Below are 16,541 nucleotides of genomic sequence, written 5' to 3'. Positions count from 1 at the left end.
ACTACGTACGCCGTACGTAACTAGGATGGTGGCCGAGGTGATGCACGATGGCGGGCCGAGCGGCCGTACCCGAAGTGATCTGGTCGCGCCCCGAGCGCACCGGCCGGGGGCCGAGACCGGCGTACACCCGCGCCGACATCGCCGCCGCCGCGGTGCGGATCGCCGACGCCGAGGGCCTGGACGCGGTCTCGATGCGCCGCGTCGCCGGCGAGCTGGGCTGCGGCACCATGTCGCTCTACAACTACGTCCCCCGCAAGGAGGACCTGTACGAGCTGATGATGGACGCGGCCGGCGGCGAGCACGAGCTGTGGGAGCCGAGCGGCGACTGGCGCGCGGACATGGTCCGGGTCGCCCACCAGACCCGCGCCCTGATGCACCGCCACACCTGGCTGCCCCGCCTGATGTCCCCCGTCTACGGCTTCAGTCCCAACGCCCTGCGCTACCTGGAGCACTGCCTGGCCTGCCTCGACCCCTTCGAGGCGCCCTACGGCACCAAGATGGAGCTGGTCGCGATGGTGAACGGCGTGGTGACGACGTACGTCGCCAACGAGATCGCCACCGTCGAGCGCACCCGCTCCCTGCCCTGGTCCGAGGAGCAGGAGAACGCGGCGCGCATCGCCTACCTCGGCCGGCAGGTCGCGAGCGGCGCCTACCCGCGGCTGGCGGCGTCCTTCGCCGAGGACGCGGGACCGATCGACCTGGAGGGGGTCTTCGAGCGGGCGCTGACCCGGGTGCTGGACGGGTTCGCCTGAGCGGCGGCGCCGATCCGGCCGGGGGTCACAGCAGCGCCAGCTGCCCCTCCGGACCCTCCTCCCGGTCGTCCAGGACGGAGGCAGGCCGGCGGGCCGCCCCGGGCACCGGCAGTACGCCCGCCTTGTGCAGCTCGGTCGTGGTGATCTCGTCCGTGACCGTCAACTCACGGCACTCCTCCCGCACTTCGGCGAGCAGGGCGAGGACCGTGATCAGCTCCAGCAGCTCGGAGGTCCAGGTCTGCGGCCAGCCGGCCGGGCGGATCGCCGTCAGCGTGCCCGCCCCGCCCTCCGCCGTGCGGGCCGCGAACCACTGCTCCAGCACCCGCACCCCGCCCACCTCGAAGTCCCAGGCCCCGGGCGGCACGGGGGAGACGCGCCCCTCGTCCAAGAACAGGGCCTCCTCCTCCCGGTCGTAGCGCAGGGTCAGCGGGCGCGGGGGCAGCGGGGCGCGGACGTACGGGCGGCGGCCGCCGGGCAGCTTGGGGCGTTCGCCGTCGCGGCGCATCAGCCACAGGGCGCGCCGGCCCCGTTCCACCCCGTGCTCCCACAGCGCGGGGTCCGCGGTGAGCGGCACCAGCGAGCCGGGCCGTACGGCCGCCACCGACCAGGCGAGCACGTCTGCCGGGGCGGGGCGCCGGCCGAGGCGGGCAGCGAGGTGATCCAGGAGGCCCGGGGCGAGGTTGGGCTCCGCACCGCCGGGACGGCGGTACAGCGGACGGATCCGGGCGGGCCCGAACAGCGGCAGCAGCGAGGTCGCGAGGAGCAGCGGCCCACCGGCGGCCTCGGGCGTCTCCACCACGAACACCTGCCGCGCGTCGGCCACCCGCCACAGCTCCGGTCGGGCCGCGTCGATCAGCCGGTGGTCGGGAATCAGCCACTGCTCGTCGAACGGCGCCCGCAGCACCCGGACCGGCTCCGGACAGGGCCCCGCGGCACGCGCCAGCCGCTCGGTGCCCCCGGCGCCGCCCGGCAGCCGCCCGACCGCCGAGTGCGGCGTGCGCGAGCGGGTCGGCTCGAACAGGGCCGCGCGGTCGGGTCCCGCGGCCTTCAGCAGGGCGTCCCAGCGGGCCTTCAGGGACGCCGCGTCGGGAGCCGCCGGCCACCCCCGGCCGAGCCGCGGCGGTGCGACGGACCACGGCATGAGGTCCGCCAGCGGCGGGGCGTCGTCGTGCGTCACGCCGGGCATCGTACGACGGGGCGCCGCCGGCTCACGTGGCATCCAGGGTGACCGTGAAGGAGAAGCGGTCGCCGCGGTAGTGGATGACGGCCACGTCGAGGACCCGGCCGTCGGTGTCGTAGGTGATGCCCGTGTAGTGCAGGATCGGGCTGAGCAGCGGGACTTCGAGCAGCCGTGCCGTCTCCGGGTCCGCGAGCCGGGCCTCGACGGTGTCGGTGATCCGGCTGATGTCCATGCCCACCACGTCCCGCAGCACCTTCGTCATCGGCCACCGGGCGAGGTCGTCCACGTCGATGCGCCCGGCCAGTTCGGGACGGACGTAGTTGCGGGCGTGGTTGGTCGGCTCGCCCGTCTTCTCGTCGCAGCGCAGCCGGTGGTACAGCGCCACCTCCGGCACCTGGGGGAAGTACTCGGCGAGTTCGGACGGCACCGGAGCGGTGCCGTGATCCAGCAGCTCGGCCTTCATCCCGGACTGCTGCGCCACGATCGCGTCCACCGAGCCGAGCAGCCGCACCGGGGAACCCCGCCGGGCGTGCGGCTCGATGAACGTGCCCCGCCGGCGGTGGCGGGTGATCAGCCCCTCGTCCTCCAGCTCCTTCAGCGCCTGCCGCATGGTCAGCACGCTCACCCCGTAGTGCCCGGCCAGCTGCTCCTCGGTGGGCAGGCGCAGCGGGTCCCGGGGCGAGCGGCCGAGTATCGAGGCGCGCAGCGACTGCGACACCTGGTACCAGAGCGGCAGCTTGCGGTTCAGGACGATGGAGTCCGGGGCGAAGGAGGTCACGGGCCATCCGTACCGGTAGGAAAACCTCAGTGCAAGGGGCGGAAGTGCCGCTCCAGGCCCTGCCAGACGTCGTCGTAGCCCGGCTGCAGGTGCTCGGCGCGGGCCGACTGCGGGGTGAGGGTCACCGGCCACCGCGTCTCGAACATGAACGCCAGTCCGTCGTCGATCCGCTGCGGCTTCAGCTCGGCGGCGCTCGCCCGGTCGAAGGTCTCCCGGTCCGGGCCGTGCGCCGACATCATGTTGTGCAGCGAACCGCCGCCCGGCACGAAGCCCCCTGAACCGGCAGCCTTCGCGTCGTAGGCGCCCTCGATCAGGCCCATGTACTCGCTCATCACGTTCCGGTGGAAGTACGGCGGCCGGAAGGTGTCCTCGCCCACCAGCCAGCGCGGCGCGAACACCACGAAGTCCACGCCCGCCAGGCCCGGGGTGTCCGACGGGGAGGTGAGCACCGTGAAGATCGACGGGTCCGGGTGGTCGTACGAGATGGAGCCGATGACGTTGAAGCGGCGCAGGTCGTAGACGTAGGGCACGTGGTTGCCGTGCCAGGCGACGACGTCCAGCGGGGAGTGGTCGTACTCGGCCGTCCAGAGGTTGCCGCAGAACTTGTTGACCACCTCCACCGGGCCCGGCGTGCTCTCGCCGTCCTCGTAGGCGGCGACCGGCGCGCGGAAGTCCCGGGCGTTGGCCAGGCCGTTGGCGCCGATCGGGCCCAGGTCGGGGAGCTGGAACGGCGCGCCGTAGTTCTCGCAGACGTAGCCGCGGGCGTCCCCGTCCAGCAGCTCCACGCGGAAGCGGACCCCGCGCGGGATCAGCGCCACGTGCCCCGGCTCGGCGTGCAGCAGCCCGAACTCGGTGCGCAGCAGCAGGCCGCCGCGCTCCGGGACGATCAGCAGCTCGCCGTCCGCGTCGCTGAAGACGCGCTCCATGGACGCGGTGGCGTGGTACAGGTGCACGGCCATGCCGGTGCGCTGGGTCGCGTCGCCGTTGCCGCCGAGCGTCCACAGCCCCTCGACGAAGTCCGTGGCGGGCCCGGGCACCGGCAGCGGGTTCCACCGCAGCCGGTTCGGGTCCGGCACGGCCTGGTTGAAGGGCGCGGTGCGGATCGTGCCGTTGCCCGCACGGGTGAACGCGGGGTGTGCGGCCGACGGGCGGATCCGGTACAGCCACGAGCGCCGGTTGTGCGCCCTCGGCTCCGTGAACGCCGTGCCGCTCAGCTGCTCCGCGTACAGGCCCAGCGGCGCCCGCTGCGGCGAGTTCCGGCCCTCGGGCAGCGCGCCCGCCACGGCCTCCGAGGCATGCTCGTTGCCGAAACCGGACAGATAGGCCAGCCCCTCCGCGGTCTTCCGCGCGTCCCCGCTCATTGATCGCTCCCTCGCAACCCGAATCCTTGCAACCCGATTCCTATGGCACACCGTAGGATTGCGGTTTCCCGCGCGCAAGAGGGCATAAGCGGACTTCCCCGCTCCGCTCCCGCCTCCCCGCTCCGTCCCGGCATCCGTCGCGAGGATGACGAGGATGACCGGAACCAGACCCCCGGGGGATCCGGACTGTCGGACCCGTGTTCTAGTCTCGCGTCATGTCGTGGACGCGAGGAGTGCTCGCCGTGCTCGCGGTCTGTGTCCTGCTGTTGACGGGATCGGCGGGCTGCGGCTCCGGAGACGTGGACGAACCGGCGGCCGGTGATCCGGCCACGCCGGTGGGCAAGCTGCTCGAGGACACCGACGAGGAGGGCCGGCGCTACCGCGAGGTGGACGCCGAGCGCGCCCCCGAGGTCGGCGTCGAGGTGCAGCCCGAGGCCGACGACAGCTGGGACGTGCGCCTGACCGTCCGCGACTTCAGGTTCTCGCCGGACGGCACGGAGGCGAAGGCGGTGGCCGGCCGCGGCGTCGCCCACCTCTTCCTCGACGGCGACCTCCTCACCCTCCTGCGCGGCCCCCGCTACCGCCTCCCCGCCGGCCTGGTCCCGCGCGGCACGCACCAGCTCACGGTCCGCCTGTACGCCGACGACGGCACCGTCTGGGCCGTCGACGGCGAGCCCGTCGAGAGCACCGCGGACATCACGGCATCGGACGCGGAGCCGACCGGGGCGACGCAGCCGGAGACGATCGAGGGCCGGGCGGTCACCGAACCCGCGGCGGACCGGTGAGCGTGCCCGCCACCCTCCTCCGGTACCCCGGAGGTCCGGCGGGCGCCCCCGGCCGTACCGGAGGTCACGGTTCACCCGGCCGGGCGGGCAGGGCATCATGAGGACCGTGTCCCACGCGACCCCGCTCCGCCGTGCCCCCGTGCAGCGACGCAGCGCCGAACGGCTGACCCGGATCCTCGACGCCTGCGCCGGCCTCCTCGACGAGGTCGGTTACGACGCCCTCAGCACCCGGGCCGTGGCGCTGCGCGCGGACGTGCCCATCGGGTCGGTGTACCGCTTCTTCGGCAACAAGCGCCAGATGGCCGACGCCCTGGCCCAGCGCAACCTGGAGCGCTACGCGGAGCGGGTGACCGAACGGCTGACGGAGACGGACTCGGGGCCGGACGGTGGCGGCTGGCGCGGTGCGCTGGACGCCGTGCTCGACGAGTACCTGACGATGAAGCGGACCGCGCCCGGCTTCTCCCTGATCGACTTCGGCAACCAGATCCCGGTCGGCGACCGCCACGCCGTCCCCAACCACCGCGTCGCCGAGCGGCTCACCGAACTGCTCTCCGGCTATCTGGGCCGCCGCCCCGACGACGACCTGCGCCGCGTCTTCCTCGTGGCCGTGGAGACCGCCGACACCCTCGTGCAGCTCGCCTTCCGGGTCGCGCCGGACGGGGACGAGAAGATCATCGAGGAGGCCCGGGAACTGCTGCGGGCGTACCTGGGGCGCGTGCTCGACTGACCCGGCGCGGCCGCCCCGACACCCCTGCCACCGCCCGTTCGACCCCTCCCCAACATGCCTACCGGTCGGTATGCTCGCCGGGCACAGCGCGCCACCGCCGCCTTCCGGGAGGACCCGTGCCCCGCACCGCCCTGCGTATCTGCCCCCTGTGCGAGGCCACCTGCGGCCTGGCCCTCACCGTCGACGGCAGCACGGTCACCGCCGCCCGCGGCGACCGCGACGACGTCTTCAGCCGCGGCTTCGTCTGCCCCAAGGGCGCCGCCTTCGGAGCCGTCGACGCCGACCCCGACCGGCTGCGCACGCCCCTGGTGCGCCGGGAGGGCGAACTGCGCGAAGCCACCTGGGAGGAGGCCTTCGACGCGGTCGCCGCCGGTGTCCGGCCCCTCGCCGAGCGGTACGGACCGCACAGCGTCGGCGTGGTCCTCGGCAACCCGAACGTCCACACCATGGCGGGCGCCCTCTACCCGAACCTCCTGCTCGGCGCCCTCGGCAGCCGCAGCCTCTTCACCGCGTCCACGCTCGACCAGATGCCCAAGCACGTCTCCAGCGGACTGCTCTTCGGCGACGCGAACGCCATCCCGGTGCCCGACCTCGACCGCACCGACCACCTCCTGCTCATCGGCGCCAACCCGCTGGAGTCCAACGGCAGTCTGTGCACCGCCCCCGACTTCCCCGGCCGGCTCAGGGCCCTGAAGGCCCGCGGCGGCACCCTCACCGTCGTCGACCCGCGCCGCACCCGCACCGCGAAGCTCGCCGACCGGCACGTGGCGATCCGCCCCGGCACCGACGCGCTGCTGCTGGCCGCGATGGCCCACGTGCTGTACGAGGAGGACCTGGTCGACCTCGGCGCACTCGCCCCGCACGTCGGGGGAGTGGACGAGGTCGCGGCCGCCGTACGCGACTTCACCCCCGAGGCCGTCGCCGCCGCCTGCGACGTGGACGCCGACGTGACGCGCGCCCTCGCCCGCGAACTCGCCGCCGCCCCCACCGCCGCCGTCTACGGCCGCATCGGCAGCTGCACGGTCCCGCACGGCACCCTCGCCAGCTGGCTCGTGGACGTCCTCAACATCCTCACCGGCAACCTCGACCGGCCCGGCGGCGCGCTCTTCCCGCAGGCCGCCACCGACCGGACCCCGCGCCCCGCCGGACCCGGCCGCGGCTTCGCGCTCGGCCGCTGGCACTCCCGGGTGAGCGGGCACCCCGAGGCGAAGGGCGAACTGCCGCTGTCCGCCCTCGCCGAGGAGATCGACACCGCCACCGACGCGGGCGAGCCCGTCCGCGCGCTGCTCACCATCGCCGCCAACCCCGTCCTGTCCGCGCCCGACGGCGACCGGCTCGACAAGGCGCTGGACTCCCTCGACTTCATGGTGAGCGTCGACCCCTACCTCAACGAGACCTCCCGCCACGCCCACGTCGTCCTGCCACCGCCCCCGCCCGCCCAGAGCCCGCACCACGACTTCGCCTTCAACACCCTCGCCGTGCGCAACCAGGTCCGCTACACCCGCCCCGCCGTCCCGCTCGAACCCGGCAGGAGGGCCGAGACCGAGATACTCGCCCGGCTGACCCTGGCCGTCGGCGGCGCGCACGGCACCGACCCCGCCGCCGTCGACGCCATGGTGATCGAACAGACCCTCGCCAGGTCCGTACGGGAGCCGCACTCACCCGTGCACGGCCGCGACCCCGGCGAACTGACCGTCCTGCTCACCGGCGAGAACGGCCCCGAGCGGCGCCTCGACCTGATGCTGCGCCTCGGCCCCTACGGCGACGGCTTCGGCGCCCGGCCCGACGGACTGACCCTCGCACGCCTCCTCGCCCACCCCCACGGCATCGACCTCGGCCCGCTGCGCCCGCGGCTGCCGCAGCCCCTGAAGACCCGCAGCGGCAAGGTGGAACTGCTCCCGGCACCGATCGCCGCCGACCTGCCGCGCCTCGCACGGGCCCTGGAGGAGCGCCCCGCCGGGCTCGTCCTCGTCGGCCGCCGCCACCTGCGCTCCAACAACAGCTGGATGCACAACGTCCCCGCCCTCACCGGCGGCTCCAACCGCTGCACCCTGCACGTCCATCCCGAGGACGCCGCACGGCTGGGCGTGCGCACTGCGCACCCGGTGCGCGTGAAGGGCCCCGGCGGAGCGGTGACCGTCCCCGCCGAGGTCACCGACACCGTCCGGCCCGGCGTCGTCAGCCTCCCGCACGGCTGGGGCCACGACCGGCCCGGCACCCGCCAGACGCACGCCGCCGCCGATCCCGGCGTCAACGTCAACCAGCTCCTCGACGGCAGCGCGCTCGACCCGCTCTCGGGCAACGCCGTCCTCAACGGCGTACCCGTAACGCTCACACCGCTGACCGGCGCAGAGCTGTGACCTGGAGTTCTGCGCTTATTGCTCGCATGTCAACGTCTTGTTAACGCTGCTTCGCGCCACCTAACGTCGCTCGCACCGCCTGCCCCGGTGGGATGTTCAAGGGCGAACGTTAGGTACTCACTCATGCTGACCATCCTCGGCTTCGCCATGATCGCGACCTTCCTGGTCCTGATCATGATGAAGAAGATGTCGCCGATCGCGGCGCTCGTGCTGATTCCCGCGCTGTTCTGCGTGCTCGTCGGCAAGGGCGCCCATCTCGGCGACTACGTCATCGACGGCGTGTCCAGCCTCGCCCCCACCGCGGCGATGCTCATGTTCGCGATCGTCTACTTCGGTGTGATGATCGACGTCGGGCTCTTCGACCCGATCGTCCGGGCCATCCTGAAGTTCTGCAAGGCCGACCCGATGCGCATCGTCGTCGGCACGGCGCTGCTCGCCGCGATCGTCTCGCTGGACGGCGACGGCTCCACCACCTTCATGATCACGGTCTCGGCGATGTACCCGCTGTACAAGCGGCTGAAGATGAGCCTGGTCGTGATGACCGGCGTCGCCGCGATGGCCAACGGCGTGATGAACACGCTGCCCTGGGGCGGCCCCACCGCCCGCGCCGCCACCGCGCTGAAGGTCGACGCCACCGACATCTTCGTCCCCATGATCCCGGCCCTGGCCGTCGGCCTCGTCGCGGTCGTCGTCCTGGCGTACGTGCTCGGTCTGCGCGAGCGCAGGCGGGTGGGCACGCTGTCGCTGGACGAGACGCTGGCGCGGGAGCCGAATCGCGAGACCGAGACGGTGCTGGTCGGTGCGGGTGCGGGTACGGGGGCGGCCGGAGTTGCGGGTGCGGGTGCGGGTGCGGCTCGCGGTGCGGCGGGCGGCTCCGGCGACGCGGGCGGACGGGAGGCCGAGTCCGGCGGTGTGTCCGGCGGCGAGGTCGAGGACGACTTCAAGGGCCTCGACCCGAACCGGCCCACCCTGCGGCCCAAGCTGTACTGGTTCAACGCGCTGCTCACCCTCGCGCTGCTCACCGCCATGATCATGGAGCTGCTGCCGATCCCGGTGCTCTTCCTGATCGGCGCCGCGCTCGCCCTCACCGTCAACTTCCCGCACATCCCGGACCAGAAGGCCCGCATCGCGGCCCACGCCGACAACGTCCTCAACGTCTCCGGCATGGTCTTCGCCGCCGCCGTCTTCACCGGCGTCCTCACCGGCACCGGCATGGTCGACCACATGGCCAACTGGCTCGTGGACACCATCCCCGACGGCATGGGCCCGCAGATGGGCCTGGTCACCGGCCTGCTGAGCCTGCCGCTGACGTACTTCATGTCGAACGACGGCTTCTACTTCGGCGTCCTGCCGGTGCTCGCCGAGGCCGGCCAGGCGCACGGCGTGTCGACGCTGGAGATCGCCCGCGCCTCGATCGTCGGCCAGCCGCTGCACATGTCCAGCCCGCTCGTCCCGGCCGTGTACGTCCTGGTCGGCATGGCCAAGGTCGAGTTCGGCGACCACACGCGGTTCGTGGTGAAGTGGGCCGTCCTGACGAGCCTGGTGATCCTCGCGGCGGGCATCCTGTTCGGCATCATCTGACCGACGGAGATCGTCGGAGAACGTCGGATCGTCGGTTCGTCGGAAGGGAACGCGATCATGGTGCCCGGTGGGAACCGCGGCTGGCTGCTCCGCCTCGTCCTCGCCTTCGGCTTCGCACAGGCCGCGGTGTCGATGGCCCGGCCCGCCGTCTCCTACCGGGCCCTCGCGCTGGGCGCGGACGAACGGGCCGTCGGTGTCATCGCCGGCGTGTACGCGCTGCTGCCGCTGTTCGCCGCCGTTCCGCTGGGCCGCCGCACCGACCACGGGCGCTGTGCACCGCTGCTGCCCGCCGGGGTGGTGCTCATCGCCGGGGGCTGCGCGCTGAGCGGCGTCGCCGGGTCCCTGTGGACGATGGCCCTGTGGAGCGGCGTCATGGGCCTCGGGCACCTCTGCTTCGTCATCGGCGCCCAGTCACTGGTCGCCCGCCAGTCCGCTCCGCACGAACAGGACCGCAACTTCGGCCACTTCACCATCGGCGCCTCGCTCGGCCAGCTGATCGGCCCCATCGCCGCGGGCGCGCTCATCGGGGGCCCCGACATGGCCGGCAGCAGCGCGCTCGCCCTGGTGGTGGCGGGCGCGGGCGCGGCGGTCGCCTTCACGTCCCTGTGGCGCATAGAGCACCCCGCAACCGCCGAGTCCCGTGCGCAGCAGGGTGCGCGCGTCCCCGTGGGGAGCATCCTGCGCGCCCGGGGCGTGCCCGCGGGCATCCTGATCAGCCTCTCCGTGCTCTCCGCCACCGACATCCTCACCGCCTACCTGCCGGTGGTCGGCGAGCACCGGGGAATCTCCCCGGCCGTGATCGGCGTACTGCTCAGCCTGCGGGCCGCCGCGACGATCGCCTGCCGGCTTGTGCTGACCCCTCTGCTGCGGCTGCTCGGCCGCACGGTGCTGCTCACGGGCACGTGTCTGCTGGCCGCCCTGCTGTGCGCCGGGGTCGCGCTGCCGGTGCCGGTGTGGGCGCTCGCCCTGATGCTGGTCGTCCTCGGCTTCTGCCTGGGCGTCGGCCAGCCGCTCTCCATGACCACGGTCGTGCAGGCGGCCCCCGACGAGGCGCGCTCCACGGCCCTCGCCCTGCGCCTGACCGGCAACCGCCTCGGCCAGGTCGCCGCCCCCGCGGCCGCGGGCCTGATCGCGGGCGTCGCGGGTGTGGCCGCGCCCTTCGTGATGCTGGGCGCGCTCCTCCTGCTCTCCTCGGGCGTCGCCCTGCGCTCGCCGTCGACCGGTGCGGGCGGTGTGAGTGGTGCGGGCGGTGCCGGCGGTGCGGGCGGTGAGGCCGGTGCGAACGGTGCGACCGGCCGGGCCGCCGGAGCCCGGAGTCCGGAGATCGGGCAGGATGTCCCGGACCGGGCGGGCGACAGCCGGCCGTGCCGGGAGTCGAAGGGATGAGCATGATCCTGATCGTTCTGTCCGTCGTCCTGCTCCTCGTCGTCGGCGGCTGCGCCTGCGTCGTGTGGGCCGGCCGCGGCGGCCCGCCCTGGACGCGCGCGGTGGCGACGGCGACCCTGGCCGCGGGAGAGTTGGTCCGCGCCTCCGGCCGCTCCGGCGGCCGCCGCGGAGGCGGCGACCCGGACGGCTCGTCGAACGGCTGACCCGGCGGCCGGCCCCGGCATGATCACGTCGTGAGACGCCCCACCCCCTGAATCCGGCCGTCCGCTTTCTCACCAGATGGACGGTCGCGCCGAGATGTCGTCAGGTGTCTTCCCCGGGCCGGGCACGGTCCGTTAACTTCCGTGACTCACACGCCCCGTACGACCCGCACGAGGCGTCCGACCGCGGAGCACCAGAGCTCAGTGAGCCCCCGGGGGCACCTCCATGACACGCGCCATCTCCCTGCACGACGTGAGCAAGACCTACGCGCGAGGCGTCCGCGTGGTGGACCGGCTCTCGCTGGACATCGCGCCGGGCGAGTTCCTCGTCCTGCTCGGCCCCTCCGGCTGCGGCAAGTCGACCGTGCTGCGCATGATCGCCGGGCTGGAGGAGATCACCGAGGGGGAGCTGACGCTGGACGGCGCGTACGCCAACGACCTGCTCCCCGCGGAGCGGCGGATGGCGATGGTCTTCCAGAACTTCGCCCTGTACCCCAACATGACCACCCGCGGGAACATCGGCTTCCCGCTGCGCGTCGAGGACCCGCAGACCGACCCCACTCCCCGCGTGGACGCCACCGCCCGCATGCTGGGCATCGAGGACCTCCTCGACCGCCTCCCCGCCCAGCTCTCCGGCGGCGAACGCCAGCGGGTCGCCATGGGCCGGGCCATCTCCCGCCACCCCTCCGCCTTCCTGATGGACGAGCCGCTGTCCAACCTCGACGCCAAGCTCCGCAACCATCTGCGGGCCGAGATCACCCGGCTGACCCGGGAGCTGGGCGTCACCACCATCTACGTCACCCACGACCAGTCCGAGGCCATGTCGCTGGGCGACCGCGTCGCCGTCCTGCGCGGCGGCGTCCTCCAGCAGGTGGACACCCCGCGCGCCGTCTACGCCCTGCCCCGCAACGTCTTCGTCGCCGCCTTCATCGGCACCCCCCGCATCAACCTGCTGCGCGGCCTGGTGCGGGCCCCGCTGGACGGGGCGATGACCATCAGCCTGGGCAAGCAGTTCCTGCGCCTGCCCGAACCGCTCTCCCTGGACCACCAGTTGCTCCGCGTCCAGCAGGGCCGCGAGGTCATCGTGGGCCTGCGCTCGGAGGCCGTCCGGATCGCGAAGCCCTCGTCAGCCCGCCCCGGCGAGGTGCTGCTCACCGGGCTCGTGGAGCACGTCGAGTTCCAGGGCCACGAGGTCCTCGTGCACTTCAACACCGGCTCGCAGCCGGCCGTCGTACCCGACCTGGAGGCCCCGCGCCCCGCCGCCCGCCCGGTCAGGCGCCGCCGTCGCGACGGCACGGTCCTGGAGCGGCTGAGGGAACGCGCGGGCGCCCTGCGGGCCGGACCCGTGGTCGTCATGGACGAACCGCCGGAGCCCGAACCGGCGGTCGCCGCCCCCGACGGCCGCCTCCCCGGCGACCTGATCGTCCGGACCACCCCCGACATCGACCTGCGCCACGGCATGCAGGTCCCCCTCCTCGTCGACCTCGCCCACCTGTTCGTCTTCGACCAGCACGGCGACCGGATCTGCCCCGCCCCCGCGCGGCTGCCGGATCTGGAGGAGTGATCACGCCGCGATTCCGCACTCCGGGAGGGTGAGCCGCGCCACCATCGGGGGAGCCCCTGGTGCCGTAAAACTAACGGCGCTAGTTTGGGGTCGGACCACGAGGCCCGCCCGGAAGGAACCCGATGAAGGCACACGACGGCATGTACATCGACGGAGCCTGGCGCCCCGCCGACGGCCGGGACACGATCGACGTCGTGAACCCGGTCGACGAGCAGGTGATCGGTACGGTCCCCGCGGGCAGTGCCCTGGACGTCGACACCGCCGTACGGGCCGCCCGCGCCGCCCTGCCGGGCTGGGCCGCCACCCCGCCCGCCGAGCGGGCCGCCCGCCTGGCCGCGCTGCGGGACGTCCTGGTGGCCCGCAAGGACGAGATCGCCGAGACGGTCACCGCCGAGCTGGGCTCCCCGCTGAAGTTCTCGCAGGCCGTGCACGCGGGCGCCCCGATCGCGGTCGCCGGTTCCTACGCCGAGCTGGCGGCGACCCACGCCTTCGAGGAGAAGGTCGGCAACTCCGTGGTCCACCACGAGCCGGTCGGCGTGGTCGGCGCCATCACCCCCTGGAACTACCCGCTCCACCAGATCGTCGCCAAGGCCGCCCCGGCGCTCGCGGCCGGCTGCACGATGGTGCTCAAGCCCGCCGAGGACACCCCGCTCGTCGCGCAGCTCTTCGCCGAGGCGGTGCACGAGGCCGGGCTCCCCGCGGGCGTCTTCAACCTGGTCACCGGCCTCGGCCCGGTCGCCGGACAGGCCCTCGCCGAGCACCCGGGCGTCGACCTGGTCTCCTTCACCGGCTCCACCGCCGTCGGCCGCCGCATCGGCGCCACCGCGGGCGCCGCCGTCAAGCGGGTCGCCCTCGAACTCGGCGGCAAGTCCGCCAACGTCATCCTCCCGAGCGCCGACCTCGCCAAGGCCGTCAACGTCGGCGTCGCCAACGTCATGTCCAACTCCGGCCAGACGTGCAGCGCCTGGACTCGCATGCTGGTCCACCGCGACCGGTACGACGAGGCCGTGTCGCTCGCCGCCGAGGCCGCCGCGAAGTACGGCGACCGGATCGGCCCCGTCGTCAACGCCAAGCAGCGGGACCGGGTGCGCGGTTACATCGACAAGGGCGTCGCCGAGGGCGCGCGCCTGGTCGCGGGCGGCCCCGAAGCCCCGCGCGAGCGGGGGTACTTCGTCAGCCCGACGGTCTTCGCGGACGTCACCGAGGAGATGACGATCGCCCAGGAGGAGATCTTCGGCCCCGTCCTGTCCATCCTCCGCTACGAGGACGAGGACGACGCCCTCCGGATCGCCAACGGCACGGTCTACGGCCTCGCCGGCGCCGTCTGGGCCGGGGACGAGGCCGAGGCGGTCGCCTTCGCCCGCCGGATGGACACCGGGCAGGTCGACATCAACGGCGGCCGGTTCAACCCGCTGGCGCCCTTCGGCGGCTACAAGCAGTCGGGCGTGGGCCGCGAACTGGGCGCCCACGGCCTCACCGAGTACCTCCAGACCAAGTCCCTCCAGTTCTAGCCCGCTTCTAGCCGCAGGGGAGCCGTTCACGTCATGGCCGTCCGTACCGCAGTCCGTGCCGCCGTCGTACCCGCCCTCGGGGCCCCGCTGGAGGTCACCGGCATCGAGCTGCCCGAGCCCGGCCCCGGCCGGGTCCGGGTGCGGCTCGCCGCCGCCGGGGTCTGCCACTCCGACCTGTCCCTGTCCAACGGCACCATGCGGGTGCCGCTGCCCGCCGTCCTCGGCCACGAGGGCGCCGGCACCGTCGTCGCCGTGGGCGAGGGCGTCACCCACGTCGCGCCCGGCGACGCGGTCGTCCTCAACTGGGCCCCGTCCTGCGGCGCCTGCCACGCCTGCTCGCTCGGCGAGGTCTGGCTGTGCGCCAACGCGCTCGCCGGCGCCGCCGACGTGCACGCCCGCCGCGCCGACGACGGCACCGACCTGCACCCCGGTCTGAACGTCGCCGCGTTCGCCGAGGAGACGGTGGTCGCCGCCGGCTGCGTCCTGCCCGCCCCCGAGGGCATCCCCCTCACCGAGGCGGCGCTGCTCGGCTGCGCCGTCCTCACCGGCTACGGCGCCGTCCACCACTCGGCGCGGGTCCGCGAGGGCGAGACGGTCGCGGTCTTCGGCGCCGGGGGAGTGGGCCTGGCCACCCTCCAGGCGGCCCGGATCGCGGGCGCGTCGAAGATCGTCGCGGTCGACGTGTCCCCCGAGAAGGAGGAGCTGGCCCGCGCCGCCGGCGCCACCGACTACCTCCTCGCCTCCGACACCACCGCCCGCGAGATCCGCGCCCGCACCGGAAAGCAGGGCGTCGACGTCGCCGTCGAGTGCGTGGGCCGCGCGGCCACCATCCGCACCGCCTGGGAGTCCACCCGGCGCGGCGGGCGCACCACGGTCGTCGGCATCGGCGGCAAGGACCAGCAGGTCACCTTCAACGCCCTGGAGATCTTCCACTGGGGCCGCACCCTGTCCGGCTGCGTCTACGGCAACGCCGACCCCGCCCGCGACCTCCCGGTCCTCGCCGAACACGTCCGGGCCGGACGCCTCGACCTCGGCGCCCTGGTCACGGAGCGCATCGCCCTGGACGGCATCCCGGCCGCCTTCGACAACATGCTGGCGGGCAAGGGCGGGCGGGCGCTGGTGGTGTTCTGACGGCAGCGGTCAGGATTCGACCGCGTACGTAAGGAAACCGGCCCAAGCCTCGGAGGAAAGCGCCAGTTGCGGGCCCTGGCGCACCTTCGAGTCCCGGACATGGACGGTGTCCGGGCATGCCGCGACCTCGACGCAGTCACCGGAACCGCTGCTGCTGTAGCTGGACTTGTGCCAGGACAGGGCGACCTCGACGCAGTCTCCGGAGCCGCCGCTGCTGTAGCTGGACTTGTGCCAGGACAGGGCGACCTCGACGCAGTCGTCTCCCGAGCCGCTGCTGTAAGTGCTCTTGAACCACTTCAGGGCGGTGCTGTTCATACGTCTCCTCGCATCCGCTGCAACAAGCCCACGGATTCCTCCATGGGCAGAGCCTGCGAACGCATCCTGGCATACCGCATCTGCAGGGTGCTGACCACCTTGGGTGCATGGACGAGCTGGCCGCTCTCCTGACCTTCGCAGTAGGCGAGCCACTTGTTGTCCGGCGTCTCCAGGAGCTGCACGGGGCCGTGCAGTCCGGCGTGCTTCTCGCGACGCACCGGCATCACCTGCACTTCGACATTCCGCAACTCCGCCAACTCCAGCACATGGTCGATCAGCCCACGCGTCACATCCGCTCCACCGGTCCACCGCAGGAACAGGTGCTCCTCAAGGATGAAGCTGAATGCCGTGTTCGGCCGCTCCCGCAACAGCCGCTGCCGTTCTGCCCGCGCCACCCACTGGGCCTCGACCTGTTCGTCACCCAGGGGCGGCAGTTGCTCCACGAACAGCGTGCGCGCATACGCCTCCGTCTGCAACAGGCCCGGGATCAGGCGGCACTCGTACGTGTGGAGACTCACCGCCGTCTCCTCCAGCCGCGCCCACTGCCGGAACCAACTGGCCAGCCCGGGCTGCCGCGACAGATGCCGCGCCGCGCCCCGCAGCGCCCCGAACGCGTCCAGCACCTCCTCCGCCCGCTCCACGAACTCCTGCGTCGGGAAGCGCCGACCCTGCTCGATGGAGGCCACGGTCGGAACCGAGTACCGCACCCGCGGAGCGAACTGCTCCTGCGTCAGACGCGCCCGCTTCCTGAACGCCTTGACGACCTCGCCGAACGTCCTGAGGCTGTCCGACACCTCCGGTTCGCCGCCGCCGCAGCCCGGGGCACCCGCCCCGCCCGTACCGTCCGCCATGTCAGGCCCTCCGCCCACCCGTGCCCACACCAACTCCGCCAACACGGCAAGGGTCACGG

The 16,541-nt window shown here is 73.2% G+C and carries 15 protein-coding genes; 10 read left to right on the top strand and 5 right to left on the bottom strand.

Annotated features, from left to right (window positions below; translation table 11 throughout):
- The first annotated feature begins 47 nt into the window (after window positions 1–47).
- Window positions 48–752 carry a TetR/AcrR family transcriptional regulator C-terminal domain-containing protein gene (locus ACFV9J_RS16830; protein ID WP_385354807.1) on the top strand — a complete coding sequence of 235 codons (705 nt, stop codon included), beginning with the start codon at window positions 48–50 and terminating at the stop codon, window positions 750–752.
- Window positions 753–777: 25 nt separating this feature from the next.
- Here ACFV9J_RS16830 and ACFV9J_RS16825 read toward each other — a convergent pair whose 3' ends face one another.
- Genes ACFV9J_RS16825 through hmgA form a run of 3 tightly spaced genes read right to left on the bottom strand, consistent with a single transcriptional unit; the run spans window position 778 to window position 4,071 of the window.
- Window positions 778–1,938, bottom strand: a complete 1,161-nt coding sequence (locus ACFV9J_RS16825; protein ID WP_385354805.1) for a type ISP restriction/modification enzyme — start codon at window positions 1,936–1,938, stop codon at window positions 778–780.
- A 22-nt stretch (window positions 1,939–1,960) separates the two neighbouring features.
- On the bottom strand, window positions 1,961–2,710 hold the full coding sequence (locus tag ACFV9J_RS16820) for a GntR family transcriptional regulator (protein WP_385354803.1): 750 nt from the start codon (window positions 2,708–2,710) through the stop codon (window positions 1,961–1,963).
- 26 nt (window positions 2,711–2,736) lie between these two features.
- Entirely contained in the window at window positions 2,737–4,071 is a 1,335-nt protein-coding gene (hmgA, locus tag ACFV9J_RS16815; RefSeq protein ID WP_385354801.1) for a homogentisate 1,2-dioxygenase, read from the bottom strand.
- 215 nt (window positions 4,072–4,286) lie between these two features.
- Between hmgA and ACFV9J_RS16810 the strand changes: the two genes are divergently transcribed.
- From ACFV9J_RS16810 to ACFV9J_RS16770, 9 genes are all read left to right on the top strand, one after another.
- Complete coding sequence (locus ACFV9J_RS16810; RefSeq protein ID WP_385354799.1) at window positions 4,287–4,856, top strand: hypothetical protein; 570 nt, start codon at window positions 4,287–4,289, stop codon at window positions 4,854–4,856.
- 97 nt (window positions 4,857–4,953) lie between these two features.
- Complete coding sequence (locus tag ACFV9J_RS16805) at window positions 4,954–5,583, top strand: TetR family transcriptional regulator (protein ID WP_385354797.1); 630 nt, start codon at window positions 4,954–4,956, stop codon at window positions 5,581–5,583.
- A gap of 116 nt (window positions 5,584–5,699) precedes the next feature.
- Window positions 5,700–7,943, top strand: coding sequence for a molybdopterin-dependent oxidoreductase (locus tag ACFV9J_RS16800; protein WP_385354795.1), 2,244 nt, complete (start codon window positions 5,700–5,702; stop codon window positions 7,941–7,943).
- A 123-nt stretch (window positions 7,944–8,066) separates the two neighbouring features.
- Entirely contained in the window at window positions 8,067–9,524 is a 1,458-nt protein-coding gene (locus ACFV9J_RS16795) for a CitMHS family transporter (RefSeq protein ID WP_385354793.1), read from the top strand.
- Window positions 9,525–9,581: 57 nt separating this feature from the next.
- Window positions 9,582–10,910 (top strand): MFS transporter, encoded by a 1,329-nt coding sequence (locus tag ACFV9J_RS16790; protein ID WP_385354791.1) that lies wholly within the window; start codon window positions 9,582–9,584, stop codon window positions 10,908–10,910.
- Between the two features lie 2 nt (window positions 10,911–10,912).
- Window positions 10,913–11,113: a hypothetical protein gene (locus ACFV9J_RS16785; protein WP_385354789.1), complete on the top strand. Its 201-nt coding sequence runs from the start codon at window positions 10,913–10,915 to the stop codon at window positions 11,111–11,113.
- Between the two features lie 223 nt (window positions 11,114–11,336).
- Window positions 11,337–12,674: an ABC transporter ATP-binding protein gene (locus ACFV9J_RS16780; protein ID WP_385354787.1), complete on the top strand. Its 1,338-nt coding sequence runs from the start codon at window positions 11,337–11,339 to the stop codon at window positions 12,672–12,674.
- A 122-nt stretch (window positions 12,675–12,796) separates the two neighbouring features.
- Complete coding sequence (locus tag ACFV9J_RS16775; RefSeq protein ID WP_385354785.1) at window positions 12,797–14,185, top strand: aldehyde dehydrogenase family protein; 1,389 nt, start codon at window positions 12,797–12,799, stop codon at window positions 14,183–14,185.
- Between the two features lie 33 nt (window positions 14,186–14,218).
- Window positions 14,219–15,316 carry a Zn-dependent alcohol dehydrogenase gene (locus tag ACFV9J_RS16770; RefSeq protein ID WP_385354783.1) on the top strand — a complete coding sequence of 366 codons (1,098 nt, stop codon included), beginning with the start codon at window positions 14,219–14,221 and terminating at the stop codon, window positions 15,314–15,316.
- A 9-nt stretch (window positions 15,317–15,325) separates the two neighbouring features.
- Here the strand turns inward: ACFV9J_RS16770 and ACFV9J_RS16765 are convergent, their stop codons facing one another.
- Together ACFV9J_RS16765 and ACFV9J_RS16760 are read right to left on the bottom strand one after the other, a co-directional pair.
- Entirely contained in the window at window positions 15,326–15,631 is a 306-nt protein-coding gene (locus ACFV9J_RS16765) for a DUF397 domain-containing protein (RefSeq protein ID WP_385354781.1), read from the bottom strand.
- Window positions 15,628–16,482: a Scr1 family TA system antitoxin-like transcriptional regulator gene (locus tag ACFV9J_RS16760; RefSeq protein WP_385354962.1), complete on the bottom strand. Its 855-nt coding sequence runs from the start codon at window positions 16,480–16,482 to the stop codon at window positions 15,628–15,630. Before ACFV9J_RS16760 ends, ACFV9J_RS16765 begins: the two co-directional genes overlap by 4 nt.
- Window positions 16,483–16,541 lie beyond the last annotated feature (59 nt).

It is taken from the genome of Streptomyces sp. NPDC059906 (assembly GCF_042730645.1).
Taxonomy (GTDB): Bacteria; Actinomycetota; Actinomycetes; order Streptomycetales; family Streptomycetaceae; genus Streptomyces; species Streptomyces rubrogriseus.
Note: the sequence above shows the minus strand (reverse complement) of the source record. Positions and strands in the feature narration are given on the sequence as shown.

Coding starts and splice junctions, on each gene's coding strand:
- ACFV9J_RS16790 (WP_385354791.1), top strand. CDS start 9,582: ATGGTGCCCGGTGGGAACCGCGGCTGGCTGCTCCGCCTCGTCCTCGCC.
- ACFV9J_RS16765 (WP_385354781.1), bottom strand. CDS start 15,631: ATGAACAGCACCGCCCTGAAGTGGTTCAAGAGCACTTACAGCAGCGGC.
- ACFV9J_RS16775 (WP_385354785.1), top strand. CDS start 12,797: ATGAAGGCACACGACGGCATGTACATCGACGGAGCCTGGCGCCCCGCC.
- ACFV9J_RS16805 (WP_385354797.1), top strand. CDS start 4,954: ATGAGGACCGTGTCCCACGCGACCCCGCTCCGCCGTGCCCCCGTGCAG.
- ACFV9J_RS16810 (WP_385354799.1), top strand. CDS start 4,287: ATGTCGTGGACGCGAGGAGTGCTCGCCGTGCTCGCGGTCTGTGTCCTG.
- ACFV9J_RS16795 (WP_385354793.1), top strand. CDS start 8,067: ATGCTGACCATCCTCGGCTTCGCCATGATCGCGACCTTCCTGGTCCTG.
- ACFV9J_RS16830 (WP_385354807.1), top strand. CDS start 48: ATGGCGGGCCGAGCGGCCGTACCCGAAGTGATCTGGTCGCGCCCCGAG.
- ACFV9J_RS16785 (WP_385354789.1), top strand. CDS start 10,913: ATGATCCTGATCGTTCTGTCCGTCGTCCTGCTCCTCGTCGTCGGCGGC.
- hmgA (WP_385354801.1), bottom strand. CDS start 4,071: ATGAGCGGGGACGCGCGGAAGACCGCGGAGGGGCTGGCCTATCTGTCC.
- ACFV9J_RS16780 (WP_385354787.1), top strand. CDS start 11,337: ATGACACGCGCCATCTCCCTGCACGACGTGAGCAAGACCTACGCGCGA.
- ACFV9J_RS16760 (WP_385354962.1), bottom strand. CDS start 16,482: ATGGCGGACGGTACGGGCGGGGCGGGTGCCCCGGGCTGCGGCGGCGGC.
- ACFV9J_RS16770 (WP_385354783.1), top strand. CDS start 14,219: ATGGCCGTCCGTACCGCAGTCCGTGCCGCCGTCGTACCCGCCCTCGGG.
- ACFV9J_RS16825 (WP_385354805.1), bottom strand. CDS start 1,938: ATGCCCGGCGTGACGCACGACGACGCCCCGCCGCTGGCGGACCTCATG.